Source organism: Catellatospora chokoriensis, assembly GCF_011297315.1.
GTDB classification, from domain to species: Bacteria; Actinomycetota; Actinomycetes; order Mycobacteriales; family Micromonosporaceae; genus Catellatospora; species Catellatospora citrea.
The window spans coordinates 136,573-162,412 of record NZ_JAAOTI010000010.1; the positions used below are offsets into that span (position 1 = coordinate 136,573).

General features: G+C 68.6%; 28 protein-coding genes and 1 tRNA gene. 12 read left to right on the top strand and 17 right to left on the bottom strand.

From position 1 onward, the window contains the following. Positions 1 to 72: 72 nt before the first annotated feature. Complete coding sequence (locus tag HAV39_RS16810; RefSeq protein WP_191840152.1) at positions 73 to 387, bottom strand: DUF5798 family protein; 315 nt, start codon at positions 385 to 387, stop codon at positions 73 to 75. A gap of 217 nt (positions 388 to 604) precedes the next feature. Between HAV39_RS16810 and HAV39_RS16815 the strand changes: the two genes are divergently transcribed. Both HAV39_RS16815 and HAV39_RS16820 read left to right on the top strand, forming a co-directional pair. Beyond that, complete coding sequence (locus HAV39_RS16815) at positions 605 to 1,000, top strand: hypothetical protein (protein WP_191840153.1); 396 nt, start codon at positions 605 to 607, stop codon at positions 998 to 1,000. A gap of 277 nt (positions 1,001 to 1,277) precedes the next feature. Next, positions 1,278 to 1,844 carry a phosphoribosyltransferase family protein gene (locus tag HAV39_RS16820; protein WP_191840154.1) on the top strand — a complete coding sequence of 189 codons (567 nt, stop codon included), beginning with the start codon at positions 1,278 to 1,280 and terminating at the stop codon, positions 1,842 to 1,844. A gap of 192 nt (positions 1,845 to 2,036) precedes the next feature. Here HAV39_RS16820 and HAV39_RS16825 read toward each other — a convergent pair. Both HAV39_RS16825 and HAV39_RS16830 read right to left on the bottom strand, forming a co-directional pair. Then, a tRNA-Tyr gene (locus HAV39_RS16825) sits at positions 2,037 to 2,126 on the bottom strand. After that, the gene (locus HAV39_RS16830) at positions 2,108 to 2,527 is read right to left on the bottom strand and encodes a hypothetical protein (protein WP_191840155.1); all 420 of its coding nucleotides are present in this window, start codon (positions 2,525 to 2,527) and stop codon (positions 2,108 to 2,110) included. Before HAV39_RS16830 ends, HAV39_RS16825 begins: the two co-directional genes overlap by 19 nt. A 416-nt stretch (positions 2,528 to 2,943) precedes the next feature. Here HAV39_RS16830 and HAV39_RS16835 point away from each other — a divergent pair, with 416 nt between their 5' ends. Beyond that, positions 2,944 to 3,165: a hypothetical protein gene (locus tag HAV39_RS16835; RefSeq protein WP_191840156.1), complete on the top strand. Its 222-nt coding sequence runs from the start codon at positions 2,944 to 2,946 to the stop codon at positions 3,163 to 3,165. A 146-nt stretch (positions 3,166 to 3,311) separates the two neighbouring features. On the opposite strand, the gene HAV39_RS16840 is transcribed toward HAV39_RS16835, so the two are convergent. After that, positions 3,312 to 3,530 carry a hypothetical protein gene (locus HAV39_RS16840; RefSeq protein WP_191840157.1) on the bottom strand — a complete coding sequence of 73 codons (219 nt, stop codon included), beginning with the start codon at positions 3,528 to 3,530 and terminating at the stop codon, positions 3,312 to 3,314. Positions 3,531 to 3,730: 200 nt separating this feature from the next. Between HAV39_RS16840 and HAV39_RS16845 the strand changes: the two genes are divergently transcribed. Then, positions 3,731 to 4,483: a DUF4145 domain-containing protein gene (locus HAV39_RS16845; protein WP_191840158.1), complete on the top strand. Its 753-nt coding sequence runs from the start codon at positions 3,731 to 3,733 to the stop codon at positions 4,481 to 4,483. Between the two features lie 19 nt (positions 4,484 to 4,502). Here HAV39_RS16845 and HAV39_RS16850 read toward each other — a convergent pair whose 3' ends face one another. From HAV39_RS16850 to HAV39_RS16875, 6 genes are all read right to left on the bottom strand, one after another. Continuing rightward, positions 4,503 to 5,927 (bottom strand): Fic family protein, encoded by a 1,425-nt coding sequence (locus HAV39_RS16850; RefSeq protein ID WP_191840159.1) that lies wholly within the window; start codon positions 5,925 to 5,927, stop codon positions 4,503 to 4,505. Between the two features lie 43 nt (positions 5,928 to 5,970). Then, positions 5,971 to 6,930: an ATP synthase subunit B family protein gene (locus HAV39_RS16855; protein ID WP_191840160.1), complete on the bottom strand. Its 960-nt coding sequence runs from the start codon at positions 6,928 to 6,930 to the stop codon at positions 5,971 to 5,973. A gap of 1 nt (position 6,931) precedes the next feature. Beyond that, on the bottom strand, positions 6,932 to 7,486 hold the full coding sequence (locus tag HAV39_RS16860; RefSeq protein ID WP_191840161.1) for an RNA polymerase sigma factor: 555 nt from the start codon (positions 7,484 to 7,486) through the stop codon (positions 6,932 to 6,934). 1,123 nt (positions 7,487 to 8,609) lie between these two features. Next, positions 8,610 to 9,572 carry a class I SAM-dependent methyltransferase gene (locus HAV39_RS16865; RefSeq protein WP_191840162.1) on the bottom strand — a complete coding sequence of 321 codons (963 nt, stop codon included), beginning with the start codon at positions 9,570 to 9,572 and terminating at the stop codon, positions 8,610 to 8,612. Positions 9,573 to 9,678: 106 nt separating this feature from the next. Continuing rightward, on the bottom strand, positions 9,679 to 10,986 hold the full coding sequence (locus HAV39_RS16870; RefSeq protein ID WP_239120510.1) for an MFS transporter: 1,308 nt from the start codon (positions 10,984 to 10,986) through the stop codon (positions 9,679 to 9,681). Positions 10,987 to 11,037: 51 nt separating this feature from the next. After that, positions 11,038 to 11,535 carry an NUDIX domain-containing protein gene (locus tag HAV39_RS16875; protein WP_239120509.1) on the bottom strand — a complete coding sequence of 166 codons (498 nt, stop codon included), beginning with the start codon at positions 11,533 to 11,535 and terminating at the stop codon, positions 11,038 to 11,040. A 65-nt stretch (positions 11,536 to 11,600) separates the two neighbouring features. Between HAV39_RS16875 and ku the strand changes: the two genes are divergently transcribed. The 3 genes from ku to ligD are packed head-to-tail and all read left to right on the top strand — an operon-like array spanning position 11,601 to position 14,328. Then, on the top strand, positions 11,601 to 12,638 hold the full coding sequence (gene ku / locus HAV39_RS16880; protein WP_191840163.1) for a non-homologous end joining protein Ku: 1,038 nt from the start codon (positions 11,601 to 11,603) through the stop codon (positions 12,636 to 12,638). Beyond that, positions 12,635 to 13,504, top strand: coding sequence for an ATP dependent DNA ligase (locus HAV39_RS16885; RefSeq protein ID WP_425321546.1), 870 nt, complete (start codon positions 12,635 to 12,637; stop codon positions 13,502 to 13,504). Before ku ends, HAV39_RS16885 begins: the two co-directional genes overlap by 4 nt. After that, positions 13,501 to 14,328: a non-homologous end-joining DNA ligase gene (gene ligD / locus HAV39_RS16890; RefSeq protein WP_191840164.1), complete on the top strand. Its 828-nt coding sequence runs from the start codon at positions 13,501 to 13,503 to the stop codon at positions 14,326 to 14,328. The genes HAV39_RS16885 and ligD overlap by 4 nt, the downstream gene beginning before the upstream one ends. A gap of 125 nt (positions 14,329 to 14,453) precedes the next feature. Here the strand turns inward: ligD and HAV39_RS16895 are convergent, their stop codons facing one another. Beyond that, positions 14,454 to 16,124 carry a DNA repair helicase XPB gene (locus HAV39_RS16895; RefSeq protein ID WP_191840165.1) on the bottom strand — a complete coding sequence of 557 codons (1,671 nt, stop codon included), beginning with the start codon at positions 16,122 to 16,124 and terminating at the stop codon, positions 14,454 to 14,456. A gap of 132 nt (positions 16,125 to 16,256) precedes the next feature. Here HAV39_RS16895 and HAV39_RS16900 point away from each other — a divergent pair, with 132 nt between their 5' ends. After that, positions 16,257 to 17,108: a L,D-transpeptidase family protein gene (locus HAV39_RS16900; RefSeq protein WP_191840166.1), complete on the top strand. Its 852-nt coding sequence runs from the start codon at positions 16,257 to 16,259 to the stop codon at positions 17,106 to 17,108. Positions 17,109 to 17,300: 192 nt separating this feature from the next. Here HAV39_RS16900 and HAV39_RS16905 read toward each other — a convergent pair whose 3' ends face one another. The 3 genes from HAV39_RS16905 to HAV39_RS16915 all read right to left on the bottom strand — a co-directional run bounded on the left by HAV39_RS16905 (position 17,301) and on the right by HAV39_RS16915 (position 20,301). Next, on the bottom strand, positions 17,301 to 17,546 hold the full coding sequence (locus HAV39_RS16905; protein WP_191840167.1) for a hypothetical protein: 246 nt from the start codon (positions 17,544 to 17,546) through the stop codon (positions 17,301 to 17,303). A gap of 88 nt (positions 17,547 to 17,634) precedes the next feature. Next, positions 17,635 to 17,826, bottom strand: a complete 192-nt coding sequence (locus HAV39_RS16910; RefSeq protein WP_191840168.1) for a hypothetical protein — start codon at positions 17,824 to 17,826, stop codon at positions 17,635 to 17,637. A 75-nt stretch (positions 17,827 to 17,901) separates the two neighbouring features. Continuing rightward, positions 17,902 to 20,301: a helicase-associated domain-containing protein gene (locus tag HAV39_RS16915; RefSeq protein WP_191840169.1), complete on the bottom strand. Its 2,400-nt coding sequence runs from the start codon at positions 20,299 to 20,301 to the stop codon at positions 17,902 to 17,904. Positions 20,302 to 20,492: 191 nt separating this feature from the next. On the opposite strand from HAV39_RS16915, the gene HAV39_RS43525 reads away from it, so the two are divergent. Next, positions 20,493 to 20,879, top strand: coding sequence for a cold-shock protein (locus HAV39_RS43525; RefSeq protein WP_120317914.1), 387 nt, complete (start codon positions 20,493 to 20,495; stop codon positions 20,877 to 20,879). A 99-nt stretch (positions 20,880 to 20,978) separates the two neighbouring features. On the opposite strand, the gene HAV39_RS16925 is transcribed toward HAV39_RS43525, so the two are convergent. Both HAV39_RS16925 and HAV39_RS16930 read right to left on the bottom strand, forming a co-directional pair. Further along, positions 20,979 to 21,782 (bottom strand): 1,4-dihydroxy-6-naphtoate synthase, encoded by an 804-nt coding sequence (locus HAV39_RS16925; RefSeq protein WP_191840170.1) that lies wholly within the window; start codon positions 21,780 to 21,782, stop codon positions 20,979 to 20,981. Further along, entirely contained in the window at positions 21,779 to 22,009 is a 231-nt protein-coding gene (locus HAV39_RS16930; RefSeq protein ID WP_120317916.1) for a DUF2530 domain-containing protein, read from the bottom strand. The genes HAV39_RS16925 and HAV39_RS16930 overlap by 4 nt, the downstream gene beginning before the upstream one ends. Positions 22,010 to 22,042: 33 nt before the next feature. On the opposite strand from HAV39_RS16930, the gene HAV39_RS16935 reads away from it, so the two are divergent. Both HAV39_RS16935 and HAV39_RS16940 read left to right on the top strand, forming a co-directional pair. Next, on the top strand, positions 22,043 to 22,858 hold the full coding sequence (locus HAV39_RS16935) for a hypothetical protein (RefSeq protein ID WP_191840171.1): 816 nt from the start codon (positions 22,043 to 22,045) through the stop codon (positions 22,856 to 22,858). Next, a complete protein-coding gene (locus HAV39_RS16940; protein ID WP_191840172.1) occupies positions 22,855 to 23,484 on the top strand; it encodes a futalosine hydrolase in 630 nt (209 codons plus the stop codon). Before HAV39_RS16935 ends, HAV39_RS16940 begins: the two co-directional genes overlap by 4 nt. On the opposite strand, the gene HAV39_RS16945 is transcribed toward HAV39_RS16940, so the two are convergent. Next, positions 23,481 to 24,239: a DUF3027 domain-containing protein gene (locus HAV39_RS16945; RefSeq protein ID WP_120317919.1), complete on the bottom strand. Its 759-nt coding sequence runs from the start codon at positions 24,237 to 24,239 to the stop codon at positions 23,481 to 23,483. The genes HAV39_RS16940 and HAV39_RS16945 overlap by 4 nt on opposite strands. A 121-nt stretch (positions 24,240 to 24,360) precedes the next feature. On the opposite strand from HAV39_RS16945, the gene HAV39_RS16950 reads away from it, so the two are divergent. After that, positions 24,361 to 25,809, top strand: a complete 1,449-nt coding sequence (locus tag HAV39_RS16950) for an NCS2 family permease (protein ID WP_191840173.1) — start codon at positions 24,361 to 24,363, stop codon at positions 25,807 to 25,809. Positions 25,810 to 25,840: the final 31 nt, after the last annotated feature.

Sequence of the window (25,840 nt, forward strand, 5' to 3'; positions counted from 1 at the left end):
GGGCTCCCAACTTGCACGCGTGCATGATGCCTTCGACTCTACGGGCAACCCACCCCCGTCGGTCAACAGCGGCTACAGCGCCTGGTCGTTCACGCCCTGGTCCTCAACGCCGAGCTTCTGCGCGATCGCAGCCAGCAAGACGCCCTGAGACGCCATCGACATTTCGAGGCGATCGACCTTGCCGTGCAGGCCAGTCACGTCCGCCCGCAGCTCGGTCATGTCCGTGCGCAGCTCACGCACGTCTCCCGACAGCTCACTGACCGCGCCGGACAGCAGATCGAGACGCCCGTTCACGGCTTCAAGCTGGTCATTAACCGCAGCGATGTCACGATCAGTCCGGAAGGCAGCGGCCTCCAGACGTTCCACGCGCTGAGTCGGTGCAGTCATGCGTCCATTCTCCTAACCAAGTGTTCCCAGCGCCAGCCACGACAGGCCGGAGGGGGAACGCTGAGCGGTGCGAGACGACACCAGCCTACGAGCCCATACCGACACCAGCCCGACGCAACACCGACGCTAAGACCAGCAGCCGCAACGACTCTGCCGTGCGATCTCCCACCGCATCTCGATCACGCCGCTTCCCTGCCGGCACCCTTACGCCATTGGCATGTGTCGAAACTTTCCCTACGAGGTCAAGGCGGCGCTGAAGCGCCGCGCCGGGTCCGGGCACTGGGCCTCGGCGCTCTGCCTCCGGCCGCGCCAGGCCCGCGCCCGACCCGGCAGTCAGCAGCGATGCCTTGAGTCGAGTGGACAGATCGACTTTGCCGAAGGCGAAGAGTTGCCGCAGGTCAGCGCTCTGATCAAAGCGGCTGATAATCGACTGGCCGACGTTGCGGCCATGGCCAGCGACGACGCGCACCAGAGCGTGCCGGAGGTGATCAAGCTGAGGATGACCGCCCAGCGAGGGAAGATGATCTTTTGTCGACAGGGTGATCACAACGACGAAGATCATTTATTGTTTGATTTTATGATCATTTCCTCGCACGTCAGACGGACTAACTGACCGCCGCTCCCGCCGCCGTCACATCCGTGCCACCTGAGGTCTTCAAGGTCAAAGTCAACCCCTCAACCTCGGGCTCCGGGGAGTCGCACCCCGCCCACCATCGACCCGGGCAAAGCCTTCATGATCTCCGGCCGTGGTCAAGACCGTTCTTCCAGTGGGGAGCTCCGTCTTGACCACGGCCGGAGATCATGACCACGGGGTGCGGGCCGACGGCAGACGGGGAGCTAGGTAGATATCGCTGGTGAGTACCGCCCCTGTCGCGTGCACTATTGGCCGCATGCGCGATCAAGGTGTACGCAAGGACTCGCCGGCGCGAGCGTTCGCAGCTGACTTACGATCTGTGATCAGTTGGCACCAGCGTGGCGAACTCTGGTTCCCCGAGTACTCCCACTGGTGGAGGGATAGCTCGATCCTGGCTGGCATCGGTCCCGCGCTGGCCGACCTGTTCCGTGCTGAACGTCCGACTGTCGTGGTGGGCATCGAGGCACATGGAATCCTTCTCGGCCCCCTTGCGGCGCTGTCGCTAGAGGTCGGCTTCGCGATCGTGCGCAAGGGGGATCAGCCGGACGATTCAGAAGATCGGCTGATCGCCCGAACGACGCCGCCGGACTACAAGCACCGCAGTTTGAACCTGTCCATCCGGCGTAGCCTTCTTCGCCCCGAGGACCGGGTCGTCCTGGTAGACGATTGGATTGAGACAGGAAGCCAGGCTAGCGCGGTCAGGTCACTGGTGGATGACGCAGAGGCGACTTGGCTAGGCGTGGCCGCAGCCATCGACGGGGCGACGCCCGAGGTACGTCGGCAGCTCACCGTCCGCTCGCTGCTTCATGAGCGCGCGCTCTGAGCCAGCGATCGGCCGAAATCACGAAGTACTCACAGTGGAAGGTACAGCCCACCGCGATCTTGAGCCGCGCGCGTTCCCGCTATGTTCCCGTAGCCCGTCACAACCAGTCGGACTCAGCCGGACACGCCCGGACCCCAAACGAAACACGGCTCCGACCAATCTTGCTGGTCAGAGCCGCGTTTGTGCTGTTGGTGGCGGGTAGAGGATTCGAACCTCTGTAGCTTTCGCGACGGATTTACAGACCGCAGTGAAGGGAGTACGGCTCAGTCGCCGCTGACTCCCGTGAAGAAGATCGTGTTAGGCGTATCGCCGTCATATGCCACGACGTACAGGCCTTCCCATCGTTCCCAGCCGGAGAGCCGGTGGGTCCTGACCGCCTGCTCGACGTCCGTTGCCGTTGGCCGGCGCGTTCCGAAGACTTCGTCGAGCATGTCCGCTGGGACCGGGGCCACCATTCCCTCTGTTGGGATTTCGGCGATCCCAGTCATGTCGATGACCGAGTGTGTGCCCGAGAACGGCTGAGATTCGAGCAGTGTGTCCGGCCCGGTCACCTCGATCTGCGCCGCCCGCCACGCAATTCGTGACTCCAGGTAATCCGGTTCGTCCGCGTCCTCACCGAACGCCTCGACCCAACTGGCTCGGGACCACGCGGTGTGCCAGGCCACGTATTCCTCTTCGGCCATGGATCGAGCCCGCAGGTCTGGCTCATCCCGGAAGAACTCACCGCTGCGGTAAACGTCCCACCGGGCTTGCTGTAGGGCTGCCTCAAGGTCAGTTCGGTAGGGAACGTGCGCACTCCAGTACGACCCGCCCATGTTCAGCCCTTCTCCGTCGACACGCCGGGCCAGCATACAACCTGATCTTGCGTGCAACATCCGTGCAACTAGCCTCGGCAAATCGAGGCTTCCCGCGGTCAATGGCGGCGAAAGTCCGGCGACGCCACTTGGATCAGAAACGCAAAGGGACCAGGGCCTTTACCCTGGTCCCGGTGGTGGGCGTGGCAGGGTTCGAACCTGCGACCCTCCGCTTGTAAGGCGGTAATGGCGGCGGTACAGTCCCCGCGCACTACAGGAGTCGTGATCATGAACAGGCGGAGCTGATGATCAAGCAGAAGAGCTTGGCTCGACGGGTTGCGGGCGGTGCCTTCTCCCTGGTCATCTGGCTTAACGTCGCGTCAGCCCTGCCGGACTTGTACGAGTCGAACAACTGGAAGTTCTGGCCGCTGGCCTGCATCTTGGCTTTGCTGCTGGTCTTTGGTCTTGTAGACGGCGTTCTTTGGTTGCGCCAACGACGGAAGCCAGCCCAGGGTGACATCCGTTAGTCGCAGTACAGCAGCGAGGTACAGCAACGCTGTCACCCGTAACAAACCGAGCCCGACCGTGACCATGCTCAGGAGGTCGTCCGCGACCGCCGCTGGCCGTACCGCCAGTAATCCGTAGGTTCAGGGTCGCCCGCAGGGTCACCTCGCTACTCGGTGTCCCAGTCAGGGTCCCAGAAACGCGACACGATGGGCGGGGTGGTCGCTAGGACGTCAGCAGGGCCTTCCATCCGCCAGACCCGCGAGCAGCAACCACAGCCAATCTCATCCACGTAGGTGAGCGCATCCCGGTTGATGCTCAGCCATGTCTCGGCTGCCTCGACCTCGTCTGGCACATCAGGATCGGCCCGTATGCTCTTTCGGATCATGAAGGCACCCTAGCTGGTCAGCAACCCGACGTGGGCGGATGGGCCTTAGCGCGACATGCCTTCCGACCAGGTCTGCAGGTGACTCTAACCGCTCCGGATCACACTTCTGACCTCGTGCTTCAGGCGACCAATCCGTAGGTACAGGGTTGAAGAGTTCTGGCCGGCGTAGTGCGCATCATGGTGGGCCGAGGTGCTCGGCGATGGCCGAGCCGTCGGGCACGTTCGGTGCCCGCTTCGGCCCTGCCATCCCACCAGGAAATCCGATGGCTCTGGCCAATGCCAGACCGCATGATGATGCGGTGCTGGAGACTCTCGGCGTTATCTGTCCTCGATGCGCACAGCCATCGGCCGCTCAGGTCATGGGCTCGATGATCTGGGACAGCAGCGAAGACTTTGGAGCGGCGCCGGAGCTGTACTCACTTCTGCGCTGCGAGCACTGCCACGGCCCCTCCGTGGTGTTCCAGATCGGTGACAGGTGGGTTGCCGAGACCCTCTGGCTGCGCCCTTCGGTCGCCTGGCCGTCCGGCTCGCGTTCTCTTAGCCTGTCGATCCCAGAAGCGATTCGCAATGAGTTGGAGGAAGCGCGCACGTGCTTCAACTCGAAGGCATATCGCGCAACCACCGTCATGGTCGGGCGAGCCTTGGAGGCGTTTTGCGCGGATAAAGGGGCCAACACTAAGCCGTTGCACGCCGCCTTACAGAGGCTTGCCGCCGGCAACGTCATTGATCAACGCTTGCTTGAGTGGGCTCAAGGCCTGCGGGCTCTGCGGAACGATGGCGCACACTTCTCCGGCGATCAGATCTCAGCCGAGGACGCAGCAGACGCACTCGAACTCGCCGAGGCACTCCTCGACTACGTGTATGTGTTCACGGCGCGTTATGACGCTTTCAGCGCCCGACGTGCCGAAAAGGGCCTGGCTCCGGCTCCGGGGCCAAACCAGCCAAGCCCATAGCGAAGGTCGTTGGGAAAGGTCAGTAGGACGCTCTCGCGGCGCCACGCCTGAAATCTTCTGCCAGCGATTGCGCGACAAGCTGCGCAGCCTCCACCGCGGGTAGGCGGGAGGCTCTGCCACTCCGATTTCGGATGAACACGCCCTCGGCTGGATCAGCCTTAATGATGACCTCTGAAACGGTTGCATCCATCAGTCGATAGACGTTGTCACCCCAGGCACGGGGGGCGTATCTCAGGAAGGAGATTGCTGGCTCGCCGTTGCTGTACCGGAACAACTCACGCGTCTTGTCGAAGAGCAAGTATGCCCGAGAATCGGGATAGCGGTCATTATTGCCGATTCCGCCAGAGACGATACCTTCAGTGGTGCGGGACGACTTGAGACGTTCGAAACTCTCCTGGCTGATCATTCGTGTGTCATCGAATCGAAGGCGAAGGTCATGCAGGAGCAATGCGCCTCCCAGCGTCTTGAACCAGTCAATAGCAGTGCGCCTCCATAGCACGTACTCGCCCAGTGATCGCTGCCGAACCTCATCGTTAAAGAGTCTCAGTGCAAAGTCGGGATCGCGCATGTCGGTAACGGCGCGGAGCATTACACGATTGAAGACGCCGATCAGCGGCGCAAGATTCCCGCCCTCATCGCTAATAGCGAGCGCGTCTATGTACTGATCGCGGTCGTCCGAAAGGTTGATGATGATAGGCGGCAACATGCTTCCGCCGACGATCAGATTCGCAAGCACTCTCGAAATTCGACCGTTGCCGTCGTCAAATGGATGGATGTGCGCCAGCCATGCGTGGACGGCTGCAGCGATTACCACCGGCGGCAGGCACCTAGACTGGATTGTTCGATTTAACCAATCGACCAGGTGTGCCATTGCGCCAGGTGTGTCAGACGGCGCTAGCGGACTGTGCCTTGATCCGGCGATCGAGTTCAAATACTGCTTGTACCGTCCCGCCCCAGGGTGCCCTTGCATGAGCAGACCGTGCATCGAGCGGACATCTACCTCGGTTAATGGCTCGCCTGGGAACACCCCAACTAGCTGTTCGGCGAACAGCTTCGCCCCATGCAAGCCGAGTACATCAAGGGTGCGGTTGTCGGACTCTAGCGTCCTCAGGACCGAGTAGAGGTTGATTGCTGAGGTTGTATCACGAGCAACCGGGCCGGAGAGAATCTCGTTCGTCTGGCCGAGCAGGGTGGGGCCAAGTCCTTCGACCCGGTTACTCTCGTGAATTTCCTTGACGCGCTGATTTCCCTTGATCAACTTGAATCGAACATTGTCAAGGTGTTGACGGGCTACGCTCGCTTGGACTGATATGTCAAGGATCGTATCCAGCAAGCTACTTGCGCGGTGCAACTCCTCCGTGCCGTGCGGTACGGAGTAGGGAGAGCCACTGAGGCCGCTCTGAAGCTCCTGCACGCTCCATACGCCGCGAGTAATCGGCTTCACGTCAAGTCCAGTTCAATATTGAAAGCACGAACTTGGCAGGGCTTCAATGTGTCGCCTCAGCCATCGCCTGCCGTGGCATTCTCTGTTGCACCTCCGTGACCATTGTCGCGATCATCGGTCGTGTGAGCCGCTGTTCGGGGAGCGGAAATCCCATCAGGATCTCGGACGCCGCAGCGAGGTCCTGGTCGAGTCCGTCCGCGGCCGGCGACGAACGTCGCGCAGACCTTCCTCCAATCACGGCATACCACAGGGATCGAATCCTGCCCTCCGGCCTTGGCTGAGTGCCCAACAGCCCTGCCAGCCCTCGAAGCACAGCACGCAGTTGGTCAACCTCTTCGGTCATTTGCTGTCTCTGCAGTGCAAGGCGCTCGACGTCAACTCGCGCTTCGTCTACCACGACCTGCACGTCTGCACGTGCCCTTCTCAGGATGGCGCCTGCTTCTTCCCGTGCCTGCTTCTTCGCTTCCTCGATCATTCGCTCCGCCCGCTCTTCTGCGGCGAAATCCACCATTGGTGCGCAGCAGTCAAGGCTGAATGCTGATTGTTCGAGCTCGTCCCCCCACTCGTCCGAATAACCGGCCAACTCGGCTCGGCTATACCAGTAGCGCGCCTCCTCTAACTTCGGGTCAGTCGACGTTGGTAGCTCGGCGGTCTCTAGAATCGCCTGCGGGTTTGCGGCTGTGTTGAAGTTCTGGACACTTCGGATTTCGCATAGGTGCGCGAGCCTAAGCGCTGCGTCGCCAATGTCGTGCTCGGCGGCAATGCGTAGCCAGTACTCTGCGGGGTCGAGCTTGTCCTGGACGACGTAGTGAACTCCCAGCGCATAGGCTGCGTTTCCGAGGAGTGCACCCTCAGCGAGTTGGGTGAGGCTATGGAATCGCTGAGGGTGCTGAACACGCTGGCTGTAGGTCCGCTCTAGGTTGGTGAAGTCCTGGTCCAGATCGTGCGACTCGCAGCTTTCGAGCTCGTCCATTTCCGCTCGAAGCCGGTCCGCCATGTTCATCTCAGAATCCTTCCGTGGTGAATGCGGCGTTGCCTTGGGTGCCGTTGTATTCCTTCGTGTACAGCTCGCGCAGCCGCTCCTGACCGCGAGAGTGATGCGTCTTGACTGCGGACGGCGAGATTCCGAGAATCTCGCTGACCGTTTTGACGCTCAGTCCTGCGATGTCGATCATGGCAACTACCTCGCGCTGACGGTCCGGTAGTCGACGGAGCAGCGAAAGCGCTGTTCCGTCACGCTCCTCAATAAGCTGGAACTGGTCCACTCCAGTAGCCGACATGGCTTGCTCGGCCTGGCTCAAGTGGTGGTCCAGCGGCAGCCACTGTGCTGGCACCCTCCGCGTGTGCCGCGACAGCTCCTGGCGAGCGACCTGGTACATGAGGTGTGCAGGCTTCTCGTACCGGCCCCAGTAATGCCGGATGGTGATCATCACCTCTTGGACAATGTCTTCCGCAAGATCGCTATCTCTGGTCAGGGCCCGAACGAACCGCCGAAGTTTCGCGCACTCGGCCTTGTAAAAGGCCTCGAACGACTCGGCGTCACCCTCCCGCAGTTCCACTGAAAGCAGTCCCTACTATCCGCTCAAGTCTGATGGGGGTCACCACGACGTGGCATGGCAATGGGCTTTCCGGTGGCACCCTCTTCTGTTGTCACTCGCTGCGCCCTCAACAGGTAAGAGGAGTTCTCGGTACCGCCCGGACTACAAGGAAACAAAGATCTTGGCGTCATCCAAGTTGATCTAAGCGTTGCGTAACGGGCTTTCTCGACTTGGGCACTTTCAAGACCGGCTCGAACGGCAATATCAACTATCGCGTTAATTAATTGATCTGACTGGAAAATGGCACCGGTGCTGCGCTATCCGAAGAGGATCTAGCAAAGGATGCTGAGAGTTCGCAGCCGCGACGGACTGCGAGGTGACGTGCAACACGAAGTAGTCTGCTATCGGCGTTGATCACGCATAGTCACCCGATCGAAGTACACCCCACCGCCACAGCGGCGTGAGTGAATCTTGGCCGGCGTCGGTGCGCGGGTGAGCTAGCACACCTCGACATGATCAGGCCGTTATCCACAAGCATGTGGTTGTCCACAAGTCGGTGCCCGACGCCGTGCAGGCGCAACCGTTCGCCTGCCATCGTGTGACCATCGGCGAGGTCACTCCGAGCGACACCGGCCACGGCTGCGGCAGGTGGGGTGTTGCGAGCAGCAGGCACCGGTGAACGGGGGCCGTTGCTGTACAGCAGCGAAGTGCAGCAACGGCACCATCCTTTGCCGGCTTTTGCCACCGACACGCGGACGCGTGGCCTCGTAACCGGCCACCATCGACCGTGCCGCGAGTAGTCGGAAGATGAGGGTCAACGCGCCTGACCCCCGCGTGACCCCAGCGAGCGGCTCCCACCGGCTCACCCCAGAACGGAGAGAGCTGCACCTGGCGTCAACGAGCTCGGTTGGCACGGGGCATAGATGGGTCTCGTAATAACAAGGTCAACGGTTCGATTCCGTTAGGCGGCTCTGCAACGAAACCGCTCCCCACATCCGTGGGGGGCGGTTTTTCGTGCGCTTCGCGTCGGGCGTCGTCACGCCCGGCGGCGGGCGAGCACGACTCCGGCCGCGCCACAGACGGCACCGCCGGACACGGGCGAACGGCCCCGGATCGACTGATCCGGGGCCGCGGCGTTCGGTGCTCACTGGGGTGGGACGAAGTCCCAGAACGCCCCGTGGCGGTGGTAGGTGTGGTCGCAGCGGGTGCAGGTCGCGGTCGCGGTCGTCCAGTTCAGCCGGGTCATGCACACCGGACAGACCATGCGCCGGGCCAGGCCGGCCAGCTCGGGCGGCAGGTCCACGGTGTGCCCGCCCGGCCGGTCGTACGCCGGCTGCGCGGGATCGTGGCGCCGGGCGACCAGGAACTGGCTGGGCCCCCACCAGCCCCTGCCCCAGGTCTGCGCGACCACCTCCATGCCGTGCACGAAGGGCCGGGCCAGCTTGTTCGCGCGCGGGGCGACCTTCTCCCACTGCCGGAAGTTGTTCACGCTCGCGCCCAGCGAGGTGCGCCAGCCGAGGTCGCCGAGCCGGTCGCGGACCGCGCCCAGCTGGAAGTTCCAGAACTGCTCCTCGACGCCCATGGCCACCGGGGCCGGGCTGCGCACCTCGCGCAGCTGCCCGCAGCGCAGGCCCCGGGCCAGGCCCAGCACGTGGTGCTTGATCGGCACGTCGACCAGCCAGCGGCCGCCGACGGTGCGGCTCATCTCGGTCAGGCCGCGGTTCACGTCGGACAGGTGGTGCAGCACCCGGACCACCATGCCCGCGTCGAACGCGAAGTCCCGGAACGGGATGCGGTAGAGGTCGGCGCGCACCAGGTGCAGTTTGCCGGTGGCGACCTCGGCGGCGTGGCGATCACCGGCGTTGCGCAGGTTGGTCGCCGAGAAATCCATGATCACGGCGTGCTCGGCGCGGGCGAGGTAGTGCCCCGCGTTGCGGCCGAACGCCCCGCCGAAGTCGGCGAACCAGGTCGGCCGGCCCAGCTTCGGCACCAGCCGCCGCAGCACGCGCTGCTCGGCCCAGAGTTCGTAGTCCCGGCCCGACCAGTATTCGCGGTAGTCGTAGCCGTTTGCGTCGTAGTCGATGACCTCGACGGGTGTGGTCTGCATGGCGACCGCTCCGTTCCGCCTCGCGAATTGCCCCAATAGGGAGGCTAATCCACCAACCGACACGAAAAGGAGCGAATCGGCAGAAACTATTCGAGGCTTGGATCGTTCACGCCGCCGTCGGAGCGTCGACGGCCCGGAGGGCGGCGAGTTCGGCGGCGCGGGCGGCTTCCTCAGCCTGCTTGCGGGCCAGGCCCTCGCGGCCGTCGTAGCGCAGGAAGGCCGGCAGCGCGGCGGCCAGAGCGCCGGTGCCGGCCACGCAGAGCACGCCGCCCCAGACGACCGCGCCGCTGTAACCCCACCAGCGGGCGCTCAGCCCGGCGCGGGTCTGCCCCAGCATCGGGCCGGTCAGGTAGGACAGCATCTCGATGCCGGCCAGGCGGCCGCGCAGGTGGTCGGGGATGGTCTGGTTCCAGATCACCCCGCGGAACAGGCCGGAGATCATGTCCGAGGCGCCCGCGACGACCAGGCCGAGCAGGGCCAGCCAGAGCGAGCCGGCCAGGCCGAACAGCACGATGCCCAGGCCCCAGGCGCCCGCGGCCAGCAGCACCGCCAGGCCGTGCCGGTGCACCCGGGCGGTCCAGCCGGAGGTCACCGTGACCAGCAGCGAGCCGACCGCCAGCGCGGCGTAGAAGAGGCCGAGCACCGACGCGCCGCCGTACTTGTCGGCCACCCACGGGTAGAGGGCGACCGGGAAGGCGAAGAACATCGCGTTGATGTCGACCAGGTAGGTGCCGATCAGCTCGGGGCGGCTGCGGGCGTACCGGATGCCCTCGACGACCGAGCGCAGCGACGGCCGCTCGGCCGCCTCGGGCGGGGCGACGGCCCGCACCAGGCTGAAGCAGACCAGCGACACGGCGAACGTGGCCAGGTCGAACCCGAACACCCAGGCCACGTCCAGGTTGGCGATCATGAGACCGGCCAGGGTCGGGCCGGCGATCTGGGCGATCTGCCAGCGCAGCGAGTTGAGCGCGCCGACCGCGGGCATCTGCTCGGCGGGCGCGAGCCGCGGCATCATCGCGTCCATCGCCGGGCGGTGCACACCGTCGACCGCGGCGGCCAGCCCGGCGATGACGAACAGCACCCAGACCTGGGGACTGCCGACCAGCGCGTTGAGCAGGAGCAGGCCGGTCAGCGCGGCCAGGCCCGCCTCGGCCCAGAAGACGAGCTTGCGGCGGTCCAGGTAGTCGGCCAGGGCGCCACCCACGAACGCCATGAACAGCAGCGGCACCAGCTCCACCACGCCCAGCAGGCCGACCGTCAGCGGGTCGCCGGTCAGCTGCTTGAGCTGGAACGGGATGGTCACGTACGTGATCATGGAACCGAAGCTGCTGACCCCGGCCGCCGTGTACACCAGCCGAAAGTCCCGCCCGCGCAGGGGCGACAGGTCCAGCGCGAAGCGCCTCTTGCTCGTCACGTGCGCCGATACTGCCTGGTGGGTCGCAGTCGCGGCAAGCGGTTAAGGCGCTCAGTCGGAGTAGATCTGGCCGGTCTCCTCGAAGCGGGCCAGGTGGTCCAGCGTCCAGCGCACCGCGCCCGAAGTCGGCTCCGGCAGGTCCTCGGGGGAGAACCAGCCCGCGTCGGCGGCCTCGTCCGGATCGGGGGTCAGCTCACCCGAGATCTCGGTCAGCAGGTACGACCCGGAGACGTGCTGGTACGTGTCGCCGAAGATGTTGGTGAAGGTGTACTGCGGCCCGGACAGGAAGGCGAACAGCGTGGCCCGCCCGGCCTTGAGCCCGGTCTCCTCGAACGTCTCCCGGATCGCGCAGTCGCGCATCGACTCGCCGAGCTCCATGGCCCCGGCGGGAAAGGCCCAGTACCCGTTGTCGGTGCGCTTGATCAGCAGGACCCGGCCCTGCTCGTCCCGGATGACGCCGCGCGCACCCAGGAAGAAGAGCGTCGCGTCGCCCATGGCCGCGCGCATCCTGCCGTGGTACGAGTTCACCCAGCCGTCGTCAGAACCCATGCGGGCCAGCCTAGATCCCCCGGGGTTCTTGCGGTACACGGCGTTCTATCGGGCATACTTCCCATATGAGGGCGATCTGGAAGGGCGCCGTCTCGTTCGGCCTGGTCTCCATCTCGGTGAAGCTCTACTCCGCCACGGAGGAGAAGGACATCCGATTCCACCAGGTGCACCGCGCCGACGGCGGACGGATCAAATATCAGCGCGTCTGCTCACTCGACGGCGAACAGGTCAGCTATGACCAGATCGCCAAGGGGTACGACGTGGGCGGCGGCGAGATCGTGGTGCTCACCGACGACGACTTCAAGAACCTGCCACTGACCAGTTCCCGCGCCATCGAGGTGCTGGAGTTCGTGCCCAACGAGCAGATCGACCCGATCCTCTACGACAAGGCGTACTTCCTCGAACCCGACGGCGCGGCCGGGGTGAAGCCGTACCTGCTGCTGCGCGAGGCGCTGGAGAACGTGGACCGGGTCGCGGTGGTGAAGGTGGCGCTGCGGCAGCGCGAGACCCTGGCGACGGTACGCGTGCACGAGGGCGTGCTGGTGCTCAACACCATGCTGTGGCCCGACGAGGTGCGCGAGGCCGCGTTCGACTTCCTCGACGACGAGGTGAAGCTGCGCCCGCAGGAGATCAAGATGGCGGCCTCGCTGGTCGACTCGATGTCGGGGGACTTCCGGCCCGAGGAGTTCACCGACTCCTACCGCGAGGCGCTGCAGCAGGTCATCGACGTGAAGATCGGCAAGAAGGACACCGTGGTGCAGCCGACCACGGAGGAGCCGATCGCGCCGACGATCGACCTGATGGCGGCGCTGCGCGAGTCGGTGGAGCGGGCCCGCGCGGCCCGGGGTGGCGCGCCCGCGCCGGAGGAGAAGCGCACCGGCCACGCCACCGTCACCCCGATCAAGAAGACCGCGAAGGCGGAACCGGAGCAGGCCGAGCCGGCGCCGAAGAAGGCCGCGGCCCGCAAGGCCGCACCCGCAAAGGCCGCATCCGCGACGACCGCCTCGGCCAAGGGCGGGGCGGCGCAGAGCGAGGCGAAGAAGTCCACCGCCAAGAAGGCGGCGGCCAAGAAGGCACCGGCGAAGAAGGCCAAGGCAGCTTGATCCGCGTCACGCCCGGCGGCGCTGTCGGCCGGGCCGCCATCGCGCCGATGCTGGCGACGGCCGGCCCGCTGCCGAGCGGCCCGCTGTGGGCGTACGAGGTGAAGTGGGACGGCTACCGGGCCGTCTACGCCGGCGGGCGGTTCCTCGGCCGGTCCGGGCGGCAGCTGACCGGTCCCGAGCTGCCGCCGGTGCCCGAGGTGCTCGACGGCGAACTGGTCGCGTTCGACGCGGCCGGCCTGCCCAGCTTCCACGCCATGCAGCAGGGCGCCGCCCCGGTGTACGTCGCCTTCGACGTGATCCGCCCGGAACTGACCTACGACCAGCGCCGGGAGGTGCTGGACGGGCTGCGCCTGCCCGCGGTGTGCCCGGCCGCGACCGTCTCACCGAGCTTCGACGACGGCCCGGCCACCGTCGCGGCGGCCCGCGAACTCGGCCTCGAAGGGGTCATGGCCAAGCGCCGGGCCTCGCGCTACCAGCCCGGGGTGCGCTCACCCGACTGGATCAAGTGGAAGTTCGTCCGCACCGGCGATTTCGTGATCGGCGGCTGGCGCGCCGGGGCCCGCCCGCTGGGCGCGCTGCTCATCGGCACCCCGCTGCCGGACGGCACGCTGCGCTACCGCGGCCGGGTCGGCGGTGGGCTGACCGTGCGCACCGAGCGGGCGCTGCTGCCCGTGCTACGGGACCTGGTCCGCCCCACCTCGCCGTTCGCCGGCCCGGCCGAACCGGGCACGTGGGTGGAGCCGCTGCTGGTGGTCGAGGTCCGGTACAGCGAGATCACACCCGACGGCCGCCTGCGCTTCCCGATCTTCCTGCGGCTGCGCCCGGACAAGCTGCCCGGCGACTGCCTGGGCGAGGACTGCGGATGAAGGTCAGCGTCGACTCCCGCGAGCTGAGCCTGTCGAACCTGGACAAGCCGCTCTATCCGGACGGCACCACCAAGGCCGAGGTGATCGACTATTACCACCGCATCGCGCCGGTGATCCTCCCGCACCTGGCCGACCGCGCGCTGACCCGCATCCGCTACCCCGACGGCGCAGATCGTCCCGGTTTCTTCGAGAAGAACGCCCCGGTCAAAAAGCCCGCCTGGGTGCCCGTCTCCCCTGACGGCCTGATCATCTGCCAGGAGTCGGCCACCCTGGTCTGGCTGGCCAACCTCGCCGCCCTGGAGCTGCACACCCACCAGTGGAAGGTCGGCGCCCCCGGCCCCGACCGCGTCGTGTTCGACCTGGACCCCGGCCCGCCCGCGGGCCTCGACGAGTGCCGCGCCGTCGCCCTCGCGCTGCGCGAGCGACTGGCCGTCGACGGCCGCGAGACCTTCCCGAAGACCTCCGGCCGCAAGGGCATGCAGGTCAGCAGCACCTTCGAGGGCACCTTCGACGAGGTCATGAGCTACGCCCGGGACATCGCGGCCGAGTTCGCCGCGGCGGCCAAGGACATGGTGACCGACCAGATGGCCAAGGAACTGCGGCCGGGCAAGGTCTTCATCGACTGGAGCCAGAACAACCAGGCCAAGACGACGGTATGTGTCTACTCCCTGCGCGCCGGCCCCACACCGACCGTCTCGGCCCCCCTGACCTGGGACGAGGTCGCCCACGGTGACTTCGCCGCGGCCTCCTTCGGCCCGGCCGAGGTCCTCGACCGCGCGGCCCGCCTCGGCGACCTCCACGCGGGCCTGCTGACCGGGCCCTGACCTGTGGAGCCGGATATCCACAGGTCAGGGGGTCGCCCACAGCCGATATTCACAGGGGGTGACGCGATGTCCACAGGCAGTAGTGGGTTGCCCACAGGGCGACTGCCCGGAGGTCGCGCGGGTGCTCAGGCGCCTGCGGGGCCGCTGAGCACGTCGTCGGCGTCGACGATGGTGTACGCGTAGCCCTGCTCGGCGAGGAAGCGCTGGCGGTGGGCGGCGTACTCGGTGTCGATGGTGTCTCGGGAGACGACCGTGTAGAAGTGCGCCTGCCGGCCGTCGCCCTTGGGCCGCAGCACCCGGCCCAGGCGCTGCGCCTCCTCCTGGCGCGAGCCGAACGTGCCGGACACCTGCACCGCCACCGCCGCCTCGGGCAGGTCGATGGAGAAGTTGCCGACCTTGGACAGGATCAGGGTGCGCACCGAGCCGTCGCGGAACGCGTCGAACAGCCGCTCCCGCTCCTTGTTCGTGGTGCCGCCGTGCACGATCGGCGCGGACACGCCCTTCTCCTCCAGGTAGCGGCCGATCTCGTGCAGCTGCTCCAGGTAGGCCCCGATCACCAGCACCTGCTCGTCGGAGTGCCGCTCGATCAACGCCTCGATCACCGGCAGTTTCGCCTTCGCGGTGGCCGCGAACTTGTACTTCTCCTCCGCCTCGATCGCGGCGTAGGTCAACCGGTCGGCGTCGGACAGCGTGACCCGGACCTCGGTGCAGTCGGCGGGGGCGATCCAGCCCTGGGACTCGATGTCCTTCCACGGCGCGTCGTACCGCTTGGGCCCGATCAGGCTGAACACGTCGCCCTCCTTGCCGTCCTCGCGGACCAGGGTGGCCGTCAGGCCCAGCCGCCGGCGGGCCTGCAGGTCCGCGGTGAACCGGAACATCGGCGCGGGCAGCAGGTGCACCTCGTCGTAGACGATGAGTCCCCAGTCGCGGGCGTCGAACACGTTCAGGTGCGGGAACGTGCCGTTGCGACGGGTCGTGAGCACCTGGTACGTGGCGATGGTGACCGGGCGGATCTCCTTGCGCTCGCCGGAGTACTCGCCGATCTCGTCCTCGGTGAGGGTGGTGCGGGCCAGCAGCTCGCGCCGCCACTGGCGGCCGGCGACGGTGTTGGTGACCAGGATCAGCGTGGTCGCGCTGACGTCGGCCATCGCCGCCGCGCCGACCAGGGTCTTGCCCGCGCCGCAGGGCAGCACCACCACGCCCGAGCCGCCGGCCTGGAAGTGTTCCACCGCTTCGCGCTGGTAGGAGCGCAGCTGCCAGCCGTCCTGGCGCAGCGCGATCGGGTGCGCCTCGCCGTCGACGTACCCGGCGAGGTCCTCGGCGGGCCAGCCGAGCTTCAGCAGCACCTGCTTGAGGTGGCCGCGCTCGGACCCGTGCACCGCGATGGTGTCCGGGTCGAGCTGCGCGCCGAGCATCCCGGCGACCTTCTTCGACTTCGCCACCTCGACCAGCACGGCGCGGTCCAGCCCGCGCAGCACCAGCCCGTGTGCGGGGTCGTTGAGCAGCTGCAGCCGGCCGTAGCGGTCCATCGTCTCGGCCACGTCGACCAGCAGCGAGTGCGGCACCGGGTAGCGGGAGAAGCGCAGCAGCGCGTCCACGACGCTCTCGGCGTCGTGCCCGGCCGCTCGGGCGTTCCACAGCCCGAGCGGCGTCAGCCGGTACGTGTGCATGTGCTCGGGCGAGCGCTCCAGCTCGGCGAACGGCGCGATCGCCATCCGGCACGCGGTGGCGTCGGGGTGGTCCACCTCGAGCAGCAGGGTCTTGTCGGACTGGACGATCAGCGGGCCGTTCGTCATGCTCACCTCGCGCTGGGGAACTGAGGGTCAACAGTCCAGTCTCCCACGCTCTGACCGAACGGCTGGCAACCGCGCATCCAGCCCAAGCGTCTATAGTCCCGACACCGGCGATATCGAACCTGGGGAGGCCTGGTGCGCCGTTTACTCGTGGGCCTGTTGGCAGTCACGACTCTGGCCCTCGCGGCCGCCTGCGACCCGAAGGACAACACTGCCGGTGGGCAGCCGGACTTCGTGGCCGCACCGACTGATCAGCCCATCCCGGCACCCGCGTCGAGCGAACCGGAGCCGAGCGTGGAGCCGTCGCCGAGCGCGGTGCCTTCACCCAGCGTGAAGCCCTCGCCCAGCGTGAAGCCCTCGCCGACGAAGAAGCCGACGACCAGCCCGGTCGCCGCCGTCTGCCCGCAGGGGGAGCACCAGAAGGCCGTCGAGCAGGCGCTGGTCACGCTCGGCGGATACGGCACGGTCACGGTGGACGGCAAGCAGTCCGCCGCCGACTGCGCCGCGATCAAGAAGTTCCAGAAGCGCTTCGACATCCGGCCCGTCAACGGCAAGGCCGGCCCGCTGACCCACAGCGTGTCGCAGCGCCTGGTGAAGTCGAAGCCGAGCAGCTGCAACGCGGGCAACGCGCTCACCGCGTGCATCGACCTGACCAACCAGACCACCTGGATCATGAGCGGTGGCAAGGTCGTCTACGGCCCGACGGTGACCAGGACGGGCATGGCCGGCTTCACCACGCCGACCGGCTCGTACACGATCCACGACCGGCAGACGAAGAACTGGTCCACCGACTGGGACGTGTGGCTGCCCCTGTGGCAGCGGATCGTGGAGGGGAAGGGTTTCCACACCACCACGACCTACATCCACAACTCGAGCATCGGTTCGCACGGATGTGTCAACCTGCTGCCCGCCGACTCGCAGAAGTACTGGAACACGCTCAAGACGGGTACCGCGGTCAAGATTTTCGGCCGCCGTCCCGGCACCTGACCGGTCCTCCCCCGAACGGTCGATGACGGTCATTCTTTCGGCCTAAATCGATGCAGGACCGCAACCGCTGACGGTGCGGGATGCGTAATCCGATTGCCGTGCGCGTTCGGGGCGCCAAACGGGGGCGAGCGCAACGTCGGATGGGCCGTGGCGGTTAGGGGCAGCCACGGCCCATCACCCTTCGGCGGAGGGTCACCTGCGACTGCGGTAGGTCGCCCCCGCCACGGACAGCACCAGCAGCAGGAAGATGCCGCTGCCGATCGACTCCCCGGCCGCGTCCACCACGTTGCGACGCAGGCCCAGCCAGGCGTAGAAGAACCAGGCCACCAGCCCGCCGACGGCGCCGCCGGCGATCATGACCATGTTGCGCGAGGGCCCCCGCACCGCGGGCGGCGCCGGTTCGCTCTGCTCGGTCGCCATCTCCTGGTCAGTCGTCATCGCATCCCTCATCCCTTCCCGGTTCCAGCGTGCCATCCGATGCCGGATTGCGGCTGAAATGCCAGGCATTAGGGTGATATCGCGATGATCATCGGCGGTGACGGCGCACCGTGCCGACGACCGAGACGAGGATCAGCAGTCCCAGGGCGGCCCCCACCGCCTCGTTGGCGGCGTCGGCCGGGGCGGTGCCCAGCAGGCCCCAGGACAGCGCGAACCAGCCGCCCGATCCGAGCAGGAGGGCGGCCAGCAGAAGCAGCCTGGCGCGGCGCGCGGGGTCCATGGCATCGAGCGTGGCAGAGCTCGGCCACGTGCGGCCCGTCCGCCACCGGCTGCCCGGTCACCGAGTCGACGACGGTCAGTCCGCGGGCGCCGCCGCGGTTATCCGGTGCAGGGCGAAGGTGTGCAGAGTCTGCGTGCGGTCGTCCTCGGCGCGCAGGTAGCCCGCGCCGATGGAGACCGGCCGGACCAGCCGCGAGGCGTTCGCGCCGTGCGCGTCCACATACCCCACCCAGACCTTCGCCTTGTCCCGGACCGCCTGCTGCAGCACGGCCAGCGCATGGCTGTGCGCCTGCACCGCGGTCAGGCTGGACATCGGCTGCCCGGCGGCGGCCCGCACCTCGGCCGGCGCGCGGCGGGCGGCGCGGGCGCGGGCATCCCCGCGGCGGATCTCCTCGACGATGCCGAGCAGCCGCGGCGCGGTCAGCCCGGGGGCGTCGAGGGCGTCGGGTGACGGCTCCAGCGCGGGCCGGGCCGCGGCCCGGCGCACCTTCGGCGGGGTCAGCACCGCCGCGCCGGTGGCGTCCTCGGGCACCGGCGCATACCCGGCGTCGCGCAGCGCGGTCAGCAGCCGTGCCGAGCTGTACGCGGTCACCAGCACCGTCGGCGCGAGCCGGCGCAGTTGCAGCCCGCTCAGCCGCCGGTCGGCCAGCGCCGCCGAGATCAGGCCTTCGTCGTCGCTGCGCAGGTAACCGGTGGCGGTGCCGGTGCGCAGCCCGCCGTGCGTCCGCGACACGTCGTCCACCAGGTAGGTCAGCGCCTGCGGCACCGAGGTGCGGGAGCGGCGCGCGAACAGCGTGTGCAGGTCCGGCCCGGCGTACCCGGCGTCCAGCGCCCGGCGCAGGCTCGCCGCGGTGACCCGGTAGACGCTCGCCCCACCACCGGACTCGTGCTCGGCGACCAGGTCCAGCTCGGTGGCGAGGGCCGGCTCCGGCGGCCCCGGGACGACCACGGTCAGGTCGGCCTGGATCAGCACGTGGTCCACCGGCGGCGGCAGCAGTTTCGCCAGCGCGACGGCCACCGGAGTCTCCTCCGGGGGCAGCTCTCCCTCCGGCCGCCGCCCGAGCGGATCGTCGTCGGCCCCCGCCGCGGCCGCCTGCTCCACCAGCGCCCGACCGTATCCGGTCAGCGCCCCCAGCGCCGTGATGCCCAGGTCGGCGGCCTCCGCCAGCGCCTCGCGGTGCAGCTCCTCCCGCCCCCGCAGGCGTCGCGGCGCCTGCCAGCGCAACCACTCCAGCAGCTCGTCGGCGTCCGGCCCGGTCCCCGGCACCAGCTCGCCGAGCGCCGCGAGCACCGCCCGCCGGACCGCGGGGGTGCCGGCCCGCTCCAGCTGCGGCGACAGCACGGTCAGCGGCCGGTCCTTCAGATCGCGCTGCCCCGCCAGGCCCGGCTGGCGGGGCATGGCCAGCCACGCGCCGACCAGCAGCGTCCAGCGCTGGGCCAGCGGCGCCACCCGCCACTGGTCGTAGCCGGCCGCGGGCAGGAACGCCAGCTCCGAGCCGAGTTCGAGCTCGCCGATCAGCCCGGCCGCGGCGGCGGTCTCCAGCAGCAGCCCGGCCAGCGGCTCGGCGATCCCGGCGGCCTTGGCCAGGCGGCGCAGCGGCAGCACCCCGATGCCGCCGGCGCGCAGCACCGCGGCGGGCTCCTCACCCAGCGCCTCCAACAGATCCTCGGTATGGCGCACGACGGTCATCGCCTGCCCCGCGCCGGCCCGGTCCACCGTGGTCACCGCGCGTGGCGCGGCGCTGATGGCGGGCGGCAGCGGGTGCAGCGGCCCCAGCGGACCCGCGTCACGGCGCAGCAGCAGGCCCAGTTCGCGGGGCAGCTCGACGGCCCCTTCGGCGGTCTCCACCAGCAGGTGGTGTTCGAGCAGCCAGGACACCGGCTCGGTGCGGTTGGTGGTGGTGCCCACCGGTGGGCCCTCGGCCAGCCGGTCCAGCACCGCGCGGGCGGCCGGCGGCGCGGCCAGCAGCGTGCGGCGCAGCCGCGCCGGGTCGGTGACCAGCGCGATGACCGCCCCCTGAAGATCGGCCGCCGTGTCCAGCTCGACCGCCGGGCGGCCGAGACCGGCCAGGTACGGCGAGCAGACCTCGTCGACGGTGAGCACCAGCCGCAGCGTGTCCGGGTCGCCGGGCGTCGCGGGATAGAGCAGGATGCGGGCGCGCAGCCGCTCGACCGCCTCGGTGACCCTGGCCGGCTCGGGCCCGCCGGTCGGTGCGCAGGCCATGGCGACGATCGCGGCCGCCGACGTGGTGCCGTCCGATGGGGATCGGGTGAAGCGGGCCGCGTCGAGGATCTCCAGGGTGAACCGGTCGAGCGTGTCGAGCGTGCGCGCCACCGACACCCGGGTCTGGGCCCGCGCGGCCAGCACCGTCAGGTCGGTGGGCACGGGGGTGATCAGGTCGGGGCGCAGGCGCAGCAGCGCGCCGAGGGCGTCGTCGGACAGCGCGCGTAGGTAATCGGACAGCTCGGTGCTCATCGTGCCTCCACGCTATCCGGTCGGCGGTCCGCGCGCGGCCGTCGTAAGGACGCCGACGGTGACGCGGAAGCGGGGATTCCAGTTGGGCCCCCGGATCACGATCGCTAGCCTTGTCAGCGGGCCACCACCGGCGTGGCCGTTCGACGTGCCGGGCGCCTGGCGCCCTCGGGGAAAGAAGCAGGTGTGCAGCAGTGCCTACGGGTCGCGTGAAGTGGTACGACACGGAGAAGGGATTCGGTTTCCTGACCCGTGACGAGGGCGGCGACGTCTTCGTGCACAAGGCCGCGCTGCCTGACGGCGTCGGCGAGCTCAAGCCCGGCCAGAAGGTCGAGTTCGGGGTCGCCGCGGGCCGCAAGGGTGACCAGGCGCTGCAGGTCAAGCTCATCGACGCGCCGCCCTCGCTGCAGGAGCTGCGCCGCCGGCCCGCCGACGAGCTGAACACCCTGATCGAAGACATGATCAAGGTGTTGGAGTCGAAGATCCTCCCGGATCTCAAGCGCGGCCGCTTCCCGGAGAAGAAGACCGCCCAGGCTCTCGCCCAGGCCCTCCACACCATCGCCCGCGACCTCGAGGTCTGACCGCCCCGGGCCGCCGGCCTCCGCGACAACTCTTAAAAACTTGCGCCCTCACGGAACCGGTGAGGGCGCAGGTTTTTAAGAGTTGCGGCAGGGGAGGGATCAAAGGGTGACCGGGGGGACGAGGCCGGCGGTGGCGGCGCGGTGGAGGAGGGCGCGGGCGGCGGCGTGGCCGTCGGGGCCGAGGTCCTCGGTGAACTCGTTGACGTACAGCTTGATGTGCTGGTCGACGACGTCCGGCTCCATCTCCTGGGCGTGCGCGAGCACGTACGCGCGGCTGGCCTCGGGGTCGGCCCAGGCGGCCCGGACGGAGGCCCGGATCCAGTCGGTGGCGGCCGCGGCGTCGACCGCGCCGCGCTTGGCCAGGATCGCGCCGAGCGGGATGGGCAGGCCGGTGTCGGCCTCCCACCACTCGCCGAGGTCGACCAGGCTCGTCAGCCCGTACCGCTGGAAGGTGAACCGGGCCTCGTGGATGACCAGGCCCGCGTCGTAGCGACCGGCCGCGACCCCGGGCATGATCTCGTGGAACGGCACCACCTCGATGCGCCCGGGGACCTGCCCGGACTGCTCCGCCCATAACCGGAAGAGCAGGTAGGCGGTGGTGCGGTCGCCGGGCACCGCGACCGTCGCGCCGGTGATGTCGGCGCGGCCCGCGGTCAGCAGCAGCGGGCCGCAGCCGCGCCCCAGCGCCCCGCCGCACGGCAGCAGCTCGTAGGTGTCCAGCAGCCACGGCAGTGCCGCGTAGCTGACCTTGACCAGGTCGAAGCGCCCGTCGAGGGCGGCGGTGTTGGTGACGTCCACGTCGGCGAAGGTGACGTCCAGCTCCGGTGCGCCGGGCACCAGGCCGTGCACGAGCGCGTGGAAGACGAAGGTGTCGTTCGGGCACGGCGAGAAGGCGATCCTCATGAGCGGCGCGCCTTCCGGTGCCGGTCGTGCACGATCATGGTGGCCAGTCCGGGCAGGCCCCAGACCACACCGGCGACGCAGATCCACAGCCAACTGGAGTGACCGTTGGCCGACAGCCAGTCGCGGAAGAACAACAACACGAGCCCGACCAGCGCGAACGCGGCCATGCCGCCGATGGCGAAGGGGACGGTCGGGGGGTCCAGCGGTTTGGGTGGTTCCAAGGGCACGACAACAGCGTACGCGCTGGCAGGATAGGCACCATGCCCCTGCTGCGCGCGCTCCAGACGTTCGCGGACGTCGTGGTCCGGACCATCCGGGTGCTCATCGCCACGGTGAGCAGATCGGTCATCGGCATCCGCTGGCTGACCCGCACCGCCCTGCGGATACGGGTGCAGGGCTCGGGCGGCGTCACCGGCGTCGCCCGGCTCTACGACCTGCACGCGGTGGTGGTCGCCGCGGACCTGTCCCTGCTGGCCGGCCTGGTCTGGGCGGTCGGCGCGCCCGGCTCGACGCACCTCGGCCTCGCCTTCGGAGCCGGGGTCCTGGCGGCGGTGCCCGCGGGACTGGCCGTCTCGGCGGCGCCCGCCTCGGGCCGGGCGCTGATCGGCCTGCTGCTGGTCGGCCGCGCTGTCGCGACACTGCTCGCGGCGCAGTGGCTGACCAGCTGGGTGCTGCTGCTGGTGCTGGTCGCGCTGATCCTGCCGCAGTGGGCGGTGCACCTGGTGCTGCTGCGCCGCCTGCTGCCGCCCGGCGCGCACGTGTTCGGCGCGCTGTGGCGGGCGATGCAGTACGCCCTCATCGCCGGGCTGGTGGCCGGGGTGACCGGCCTGGTCATCGGCGGGTTCGTGGCGGCCTGGCCGCTGTGGGTGGCCGTGTGCTGCCTGTCCGTCGGCGCGCTGCTGGCCCTGCGGCTGCCCGCGCCCGGCGGCCCGGCGCCCGGCCCGGCGAAGCCGCTGCCGCCCGTGCCGCCCGCCAAGCGGCTGCCGCAGCAGGAGCAGCGCACCATCCCCGAGGGCTTCCACGTGTACCGTCCGTCGTCGCTGGACCCGTCCGGCGACGAGGGGAGGAAGAAATGACGCTGCTGGTCGTGACGGCGGTCGCCGCCGAGGCCGAAACGCTGTCCCGGGGACTGCCACCGGGCGCGGACGTGACCGTGGCCCCGGTCGGGGTCGGCCCGGCCGCGGCCGCCGCGGGCACCGCGCGGCTGCTGGCGCTGGCAGGCGACCGCTACCGGGCGGTCGTGTCGGCGGGCATCGGCGGCGGCATCGGCCTCCTGCCGGGCGCGACCGCGCTGGCCACCCGCTGCGTGGCCGCGGACCTGGGTGCGGACTCCCCGCAGGGCTTCCTGAGCCTGGACGAGCTGGGCTTCGGCAGCGCCACCGCCGAGGTGGACGCCGCGCTGCTGGCTGCCCTTCGAGCGGCGCTGCCGGACGCGACCGCCGGTGAGGTGCTGACCGTCTCCACTGTCACCGGCACCGCGGAAGGCACCGCCGAACTGCTGCGCCGCCACCCGACCGCGGTCGCCGAGGCGATGGAGGGCTACGGCGTCGCCTGCGCCGCCCAGGGCGCGGGCCTGCCCTTCGCCGAACTGCGCACGATCTCCAACGTCGTCGGCCCCCGCGACCGCGCCGCCTGGCGCATCGGCGACGCCTTCGCCGCCCTCACCGTCGCGGGCACGGCCTTGGCCGCGCTGACCCTCTAGTCGATGTCTTCGACGACGCCGTCGTCGTAGATGGTGGGCGGGGCGGGGATGACGGTCTCGTCGATCAGGACCTCGGAGTGGCCGCCGCAGCCGTGGTCGAGGGAGACGATGCGGCCGTCGTCGGGGGCGTACACGTTGGCGCAGGCGCCGAACATGCGGCCCAGCGAGCCGCCGAGTTTCACGTAGAACGCGCAGGACACGCAGCGCGCCGTGCGGGGCGCGGCCAGCGAGATCGGGGCGTCGGGGCCGTTCTCGCCGTCGTACCAGCGCTGGGCGGCCTCCTCGCGGCCCAGCGGCGACAGCACGCGCGGGCGGCCCAGACCGAGCTCCCAGGCGACCTCGTCGACCTCGGGGTCGCCGCCGAGCAGGTAGCCGGGGGTGAGCCGGTCGTCGTCCTCGGGCGTGGGCAGCAGGTCGCCGACGCCCAGGTCACCGGGGTGCAGCCGCTCGTGCCAGGGCACCCAGCCGGGGGCGAGCAGCGCGTCGCCGCCGGGCAGCAGCACGGTCTCGCAGACGGTGACGTGCTTGCTGCGCGGGGCGCGGGTCACCGTGACGGCCCACTGCCAGCCGCGGTAGCCCGGCAGGTCGCAGGCGAAGTAGTGGGTGACCACGCGATCGCCTTCGGCGACCACGTTCAGATGCTCGCCGATGTGCCCGGGTTCCTCGGTGATCGCGGCACGTGCGACGTCCACGGCCTCGGCGCAGGCTTGATCGACTTTCGGGGCGCGGGTGGCGGTCCTGGTCACATTCCCCATTCTTCCTCATCGCTGATTTGGAGTTTCGGTGACCCGGCAGCCCTGGCGGTGGGCTTGCCCGGCGGGCAGTCGCGGGACGATCTTCGTGGCTCGGTACACAATCGGCCTTCGATCTGGAACGATGCGCCCCATGAGCACAGCTGATCCTGGTGCGGTCGGGGGCCTCGACCGCTACTTCGAGATCTCCGCACGCGGGTCGACGATGTCCCGCGAAGTGCGTGGTGGCCTGGCCACTTTCTTCACGATGGCCTACATCGTGGTGTTGAACCCGCTCATCCTCGGCGGCGGCAAGGACATGGACGGCGCGACGCTGCCGCTGGCGGCGGTCGCGGCGGCCACCGCGCTGATGGCGGGCCTGCTGACGATCCTGATGGGTGTCGTCGGCCGGTTCCCGCTCGCGCTGGCGGCGGGTCTCGGCGTCAACGCCCTCGTGGCGTACGAGATCGCACCGCTGATGACCTGGGCCGACGCGATGGGTCTGGTGGTCATCGAAGGCGTGATCATCGCGATCCTGGTGTTGACCAACCTGCGGGTGGCGGTCTTCCACAGCGTGCCGATGCAGCTGAAGACGGCGATCGGCGTCGGTATCGGCCTCTTCCTGACCATCATCGGCTTCGTGGACGCCGGGTTCGTGCGTTCGACCGGGCAGGGTTCGCCGCCGATCGGGCTGGGCATCGGCGGCAAGATCGTGACCTGGCCGGGTCTGGTCTTCGTGATCGGCCTGCTGGTGACGATCGTGCTGGTCGCCCGCAAGGTCAAGGGCGCGATCCTGATCGGCATCATCGGCTCGACCATCCTGGCGATCATTGTCGAGGCGATCGCGCAGGTGGGACCGATGGGCGGCCCGGCGGGCACCCCGGCCGGCTGGGCGCTGAACGTGCCGGTGGTGCCGGACAAGTGGGTGGGTGTGCCCGACCTGTCCCTGCTCGGCAACTTCAACGTGCTGGGCGGGTGGAAGACCGCGGGCGTCGTGGTCTGCGCGATGTTCGTCTTCACCCTGCTGCTGACGGACTTCTTCGACACGATGGGCACCATGGTCGCCGTCGCCCAGGAGGGCGGCATGCTGACCGAGGACGGCATGGTGCCGCGGACCAAGGAGATCCTCCTGGTCGACTCGATCGCGGCGGCGGCGGGCGGCGCGGCGAGCACATCGAGCAACACGTCGTACATCGAGAGCGCGGCGGGTGTCGCCGAGGGCGCGCGGACCGGGTTCGCCAACCTCGTCACCGGTGGCCTGTTCCTGCTGGCGATGTTCCTGGCCCCGCTGGTGACCGTGGTGCCGTTCGAGGCCGCCTCGGTGGCGCTGGTGGTCGTCGGCTTCCTGATGATGACCGCGGTGCGCAACATCGACTGGACCGACTACGAGATCGGCATCCCGGCGTTCCTCACCATCGTGATCATGCCGTTCACCTACTCGATCTCGAACGGCATCGGCGCGGGCGTCATCACGTATGTCCTGATCAAGGCCAGTAAGGGCAAGCTGCGCGACGTGCACCCGTTGCTGTGGATCGTGGCGCTGCTCTTCGTGGTCTATTTCGCCGTGGGCGCGCTGGAGAAGCTGGTTTTCTGAGAGCGTGACCGCTCTCACCTCGGTAAAGGGA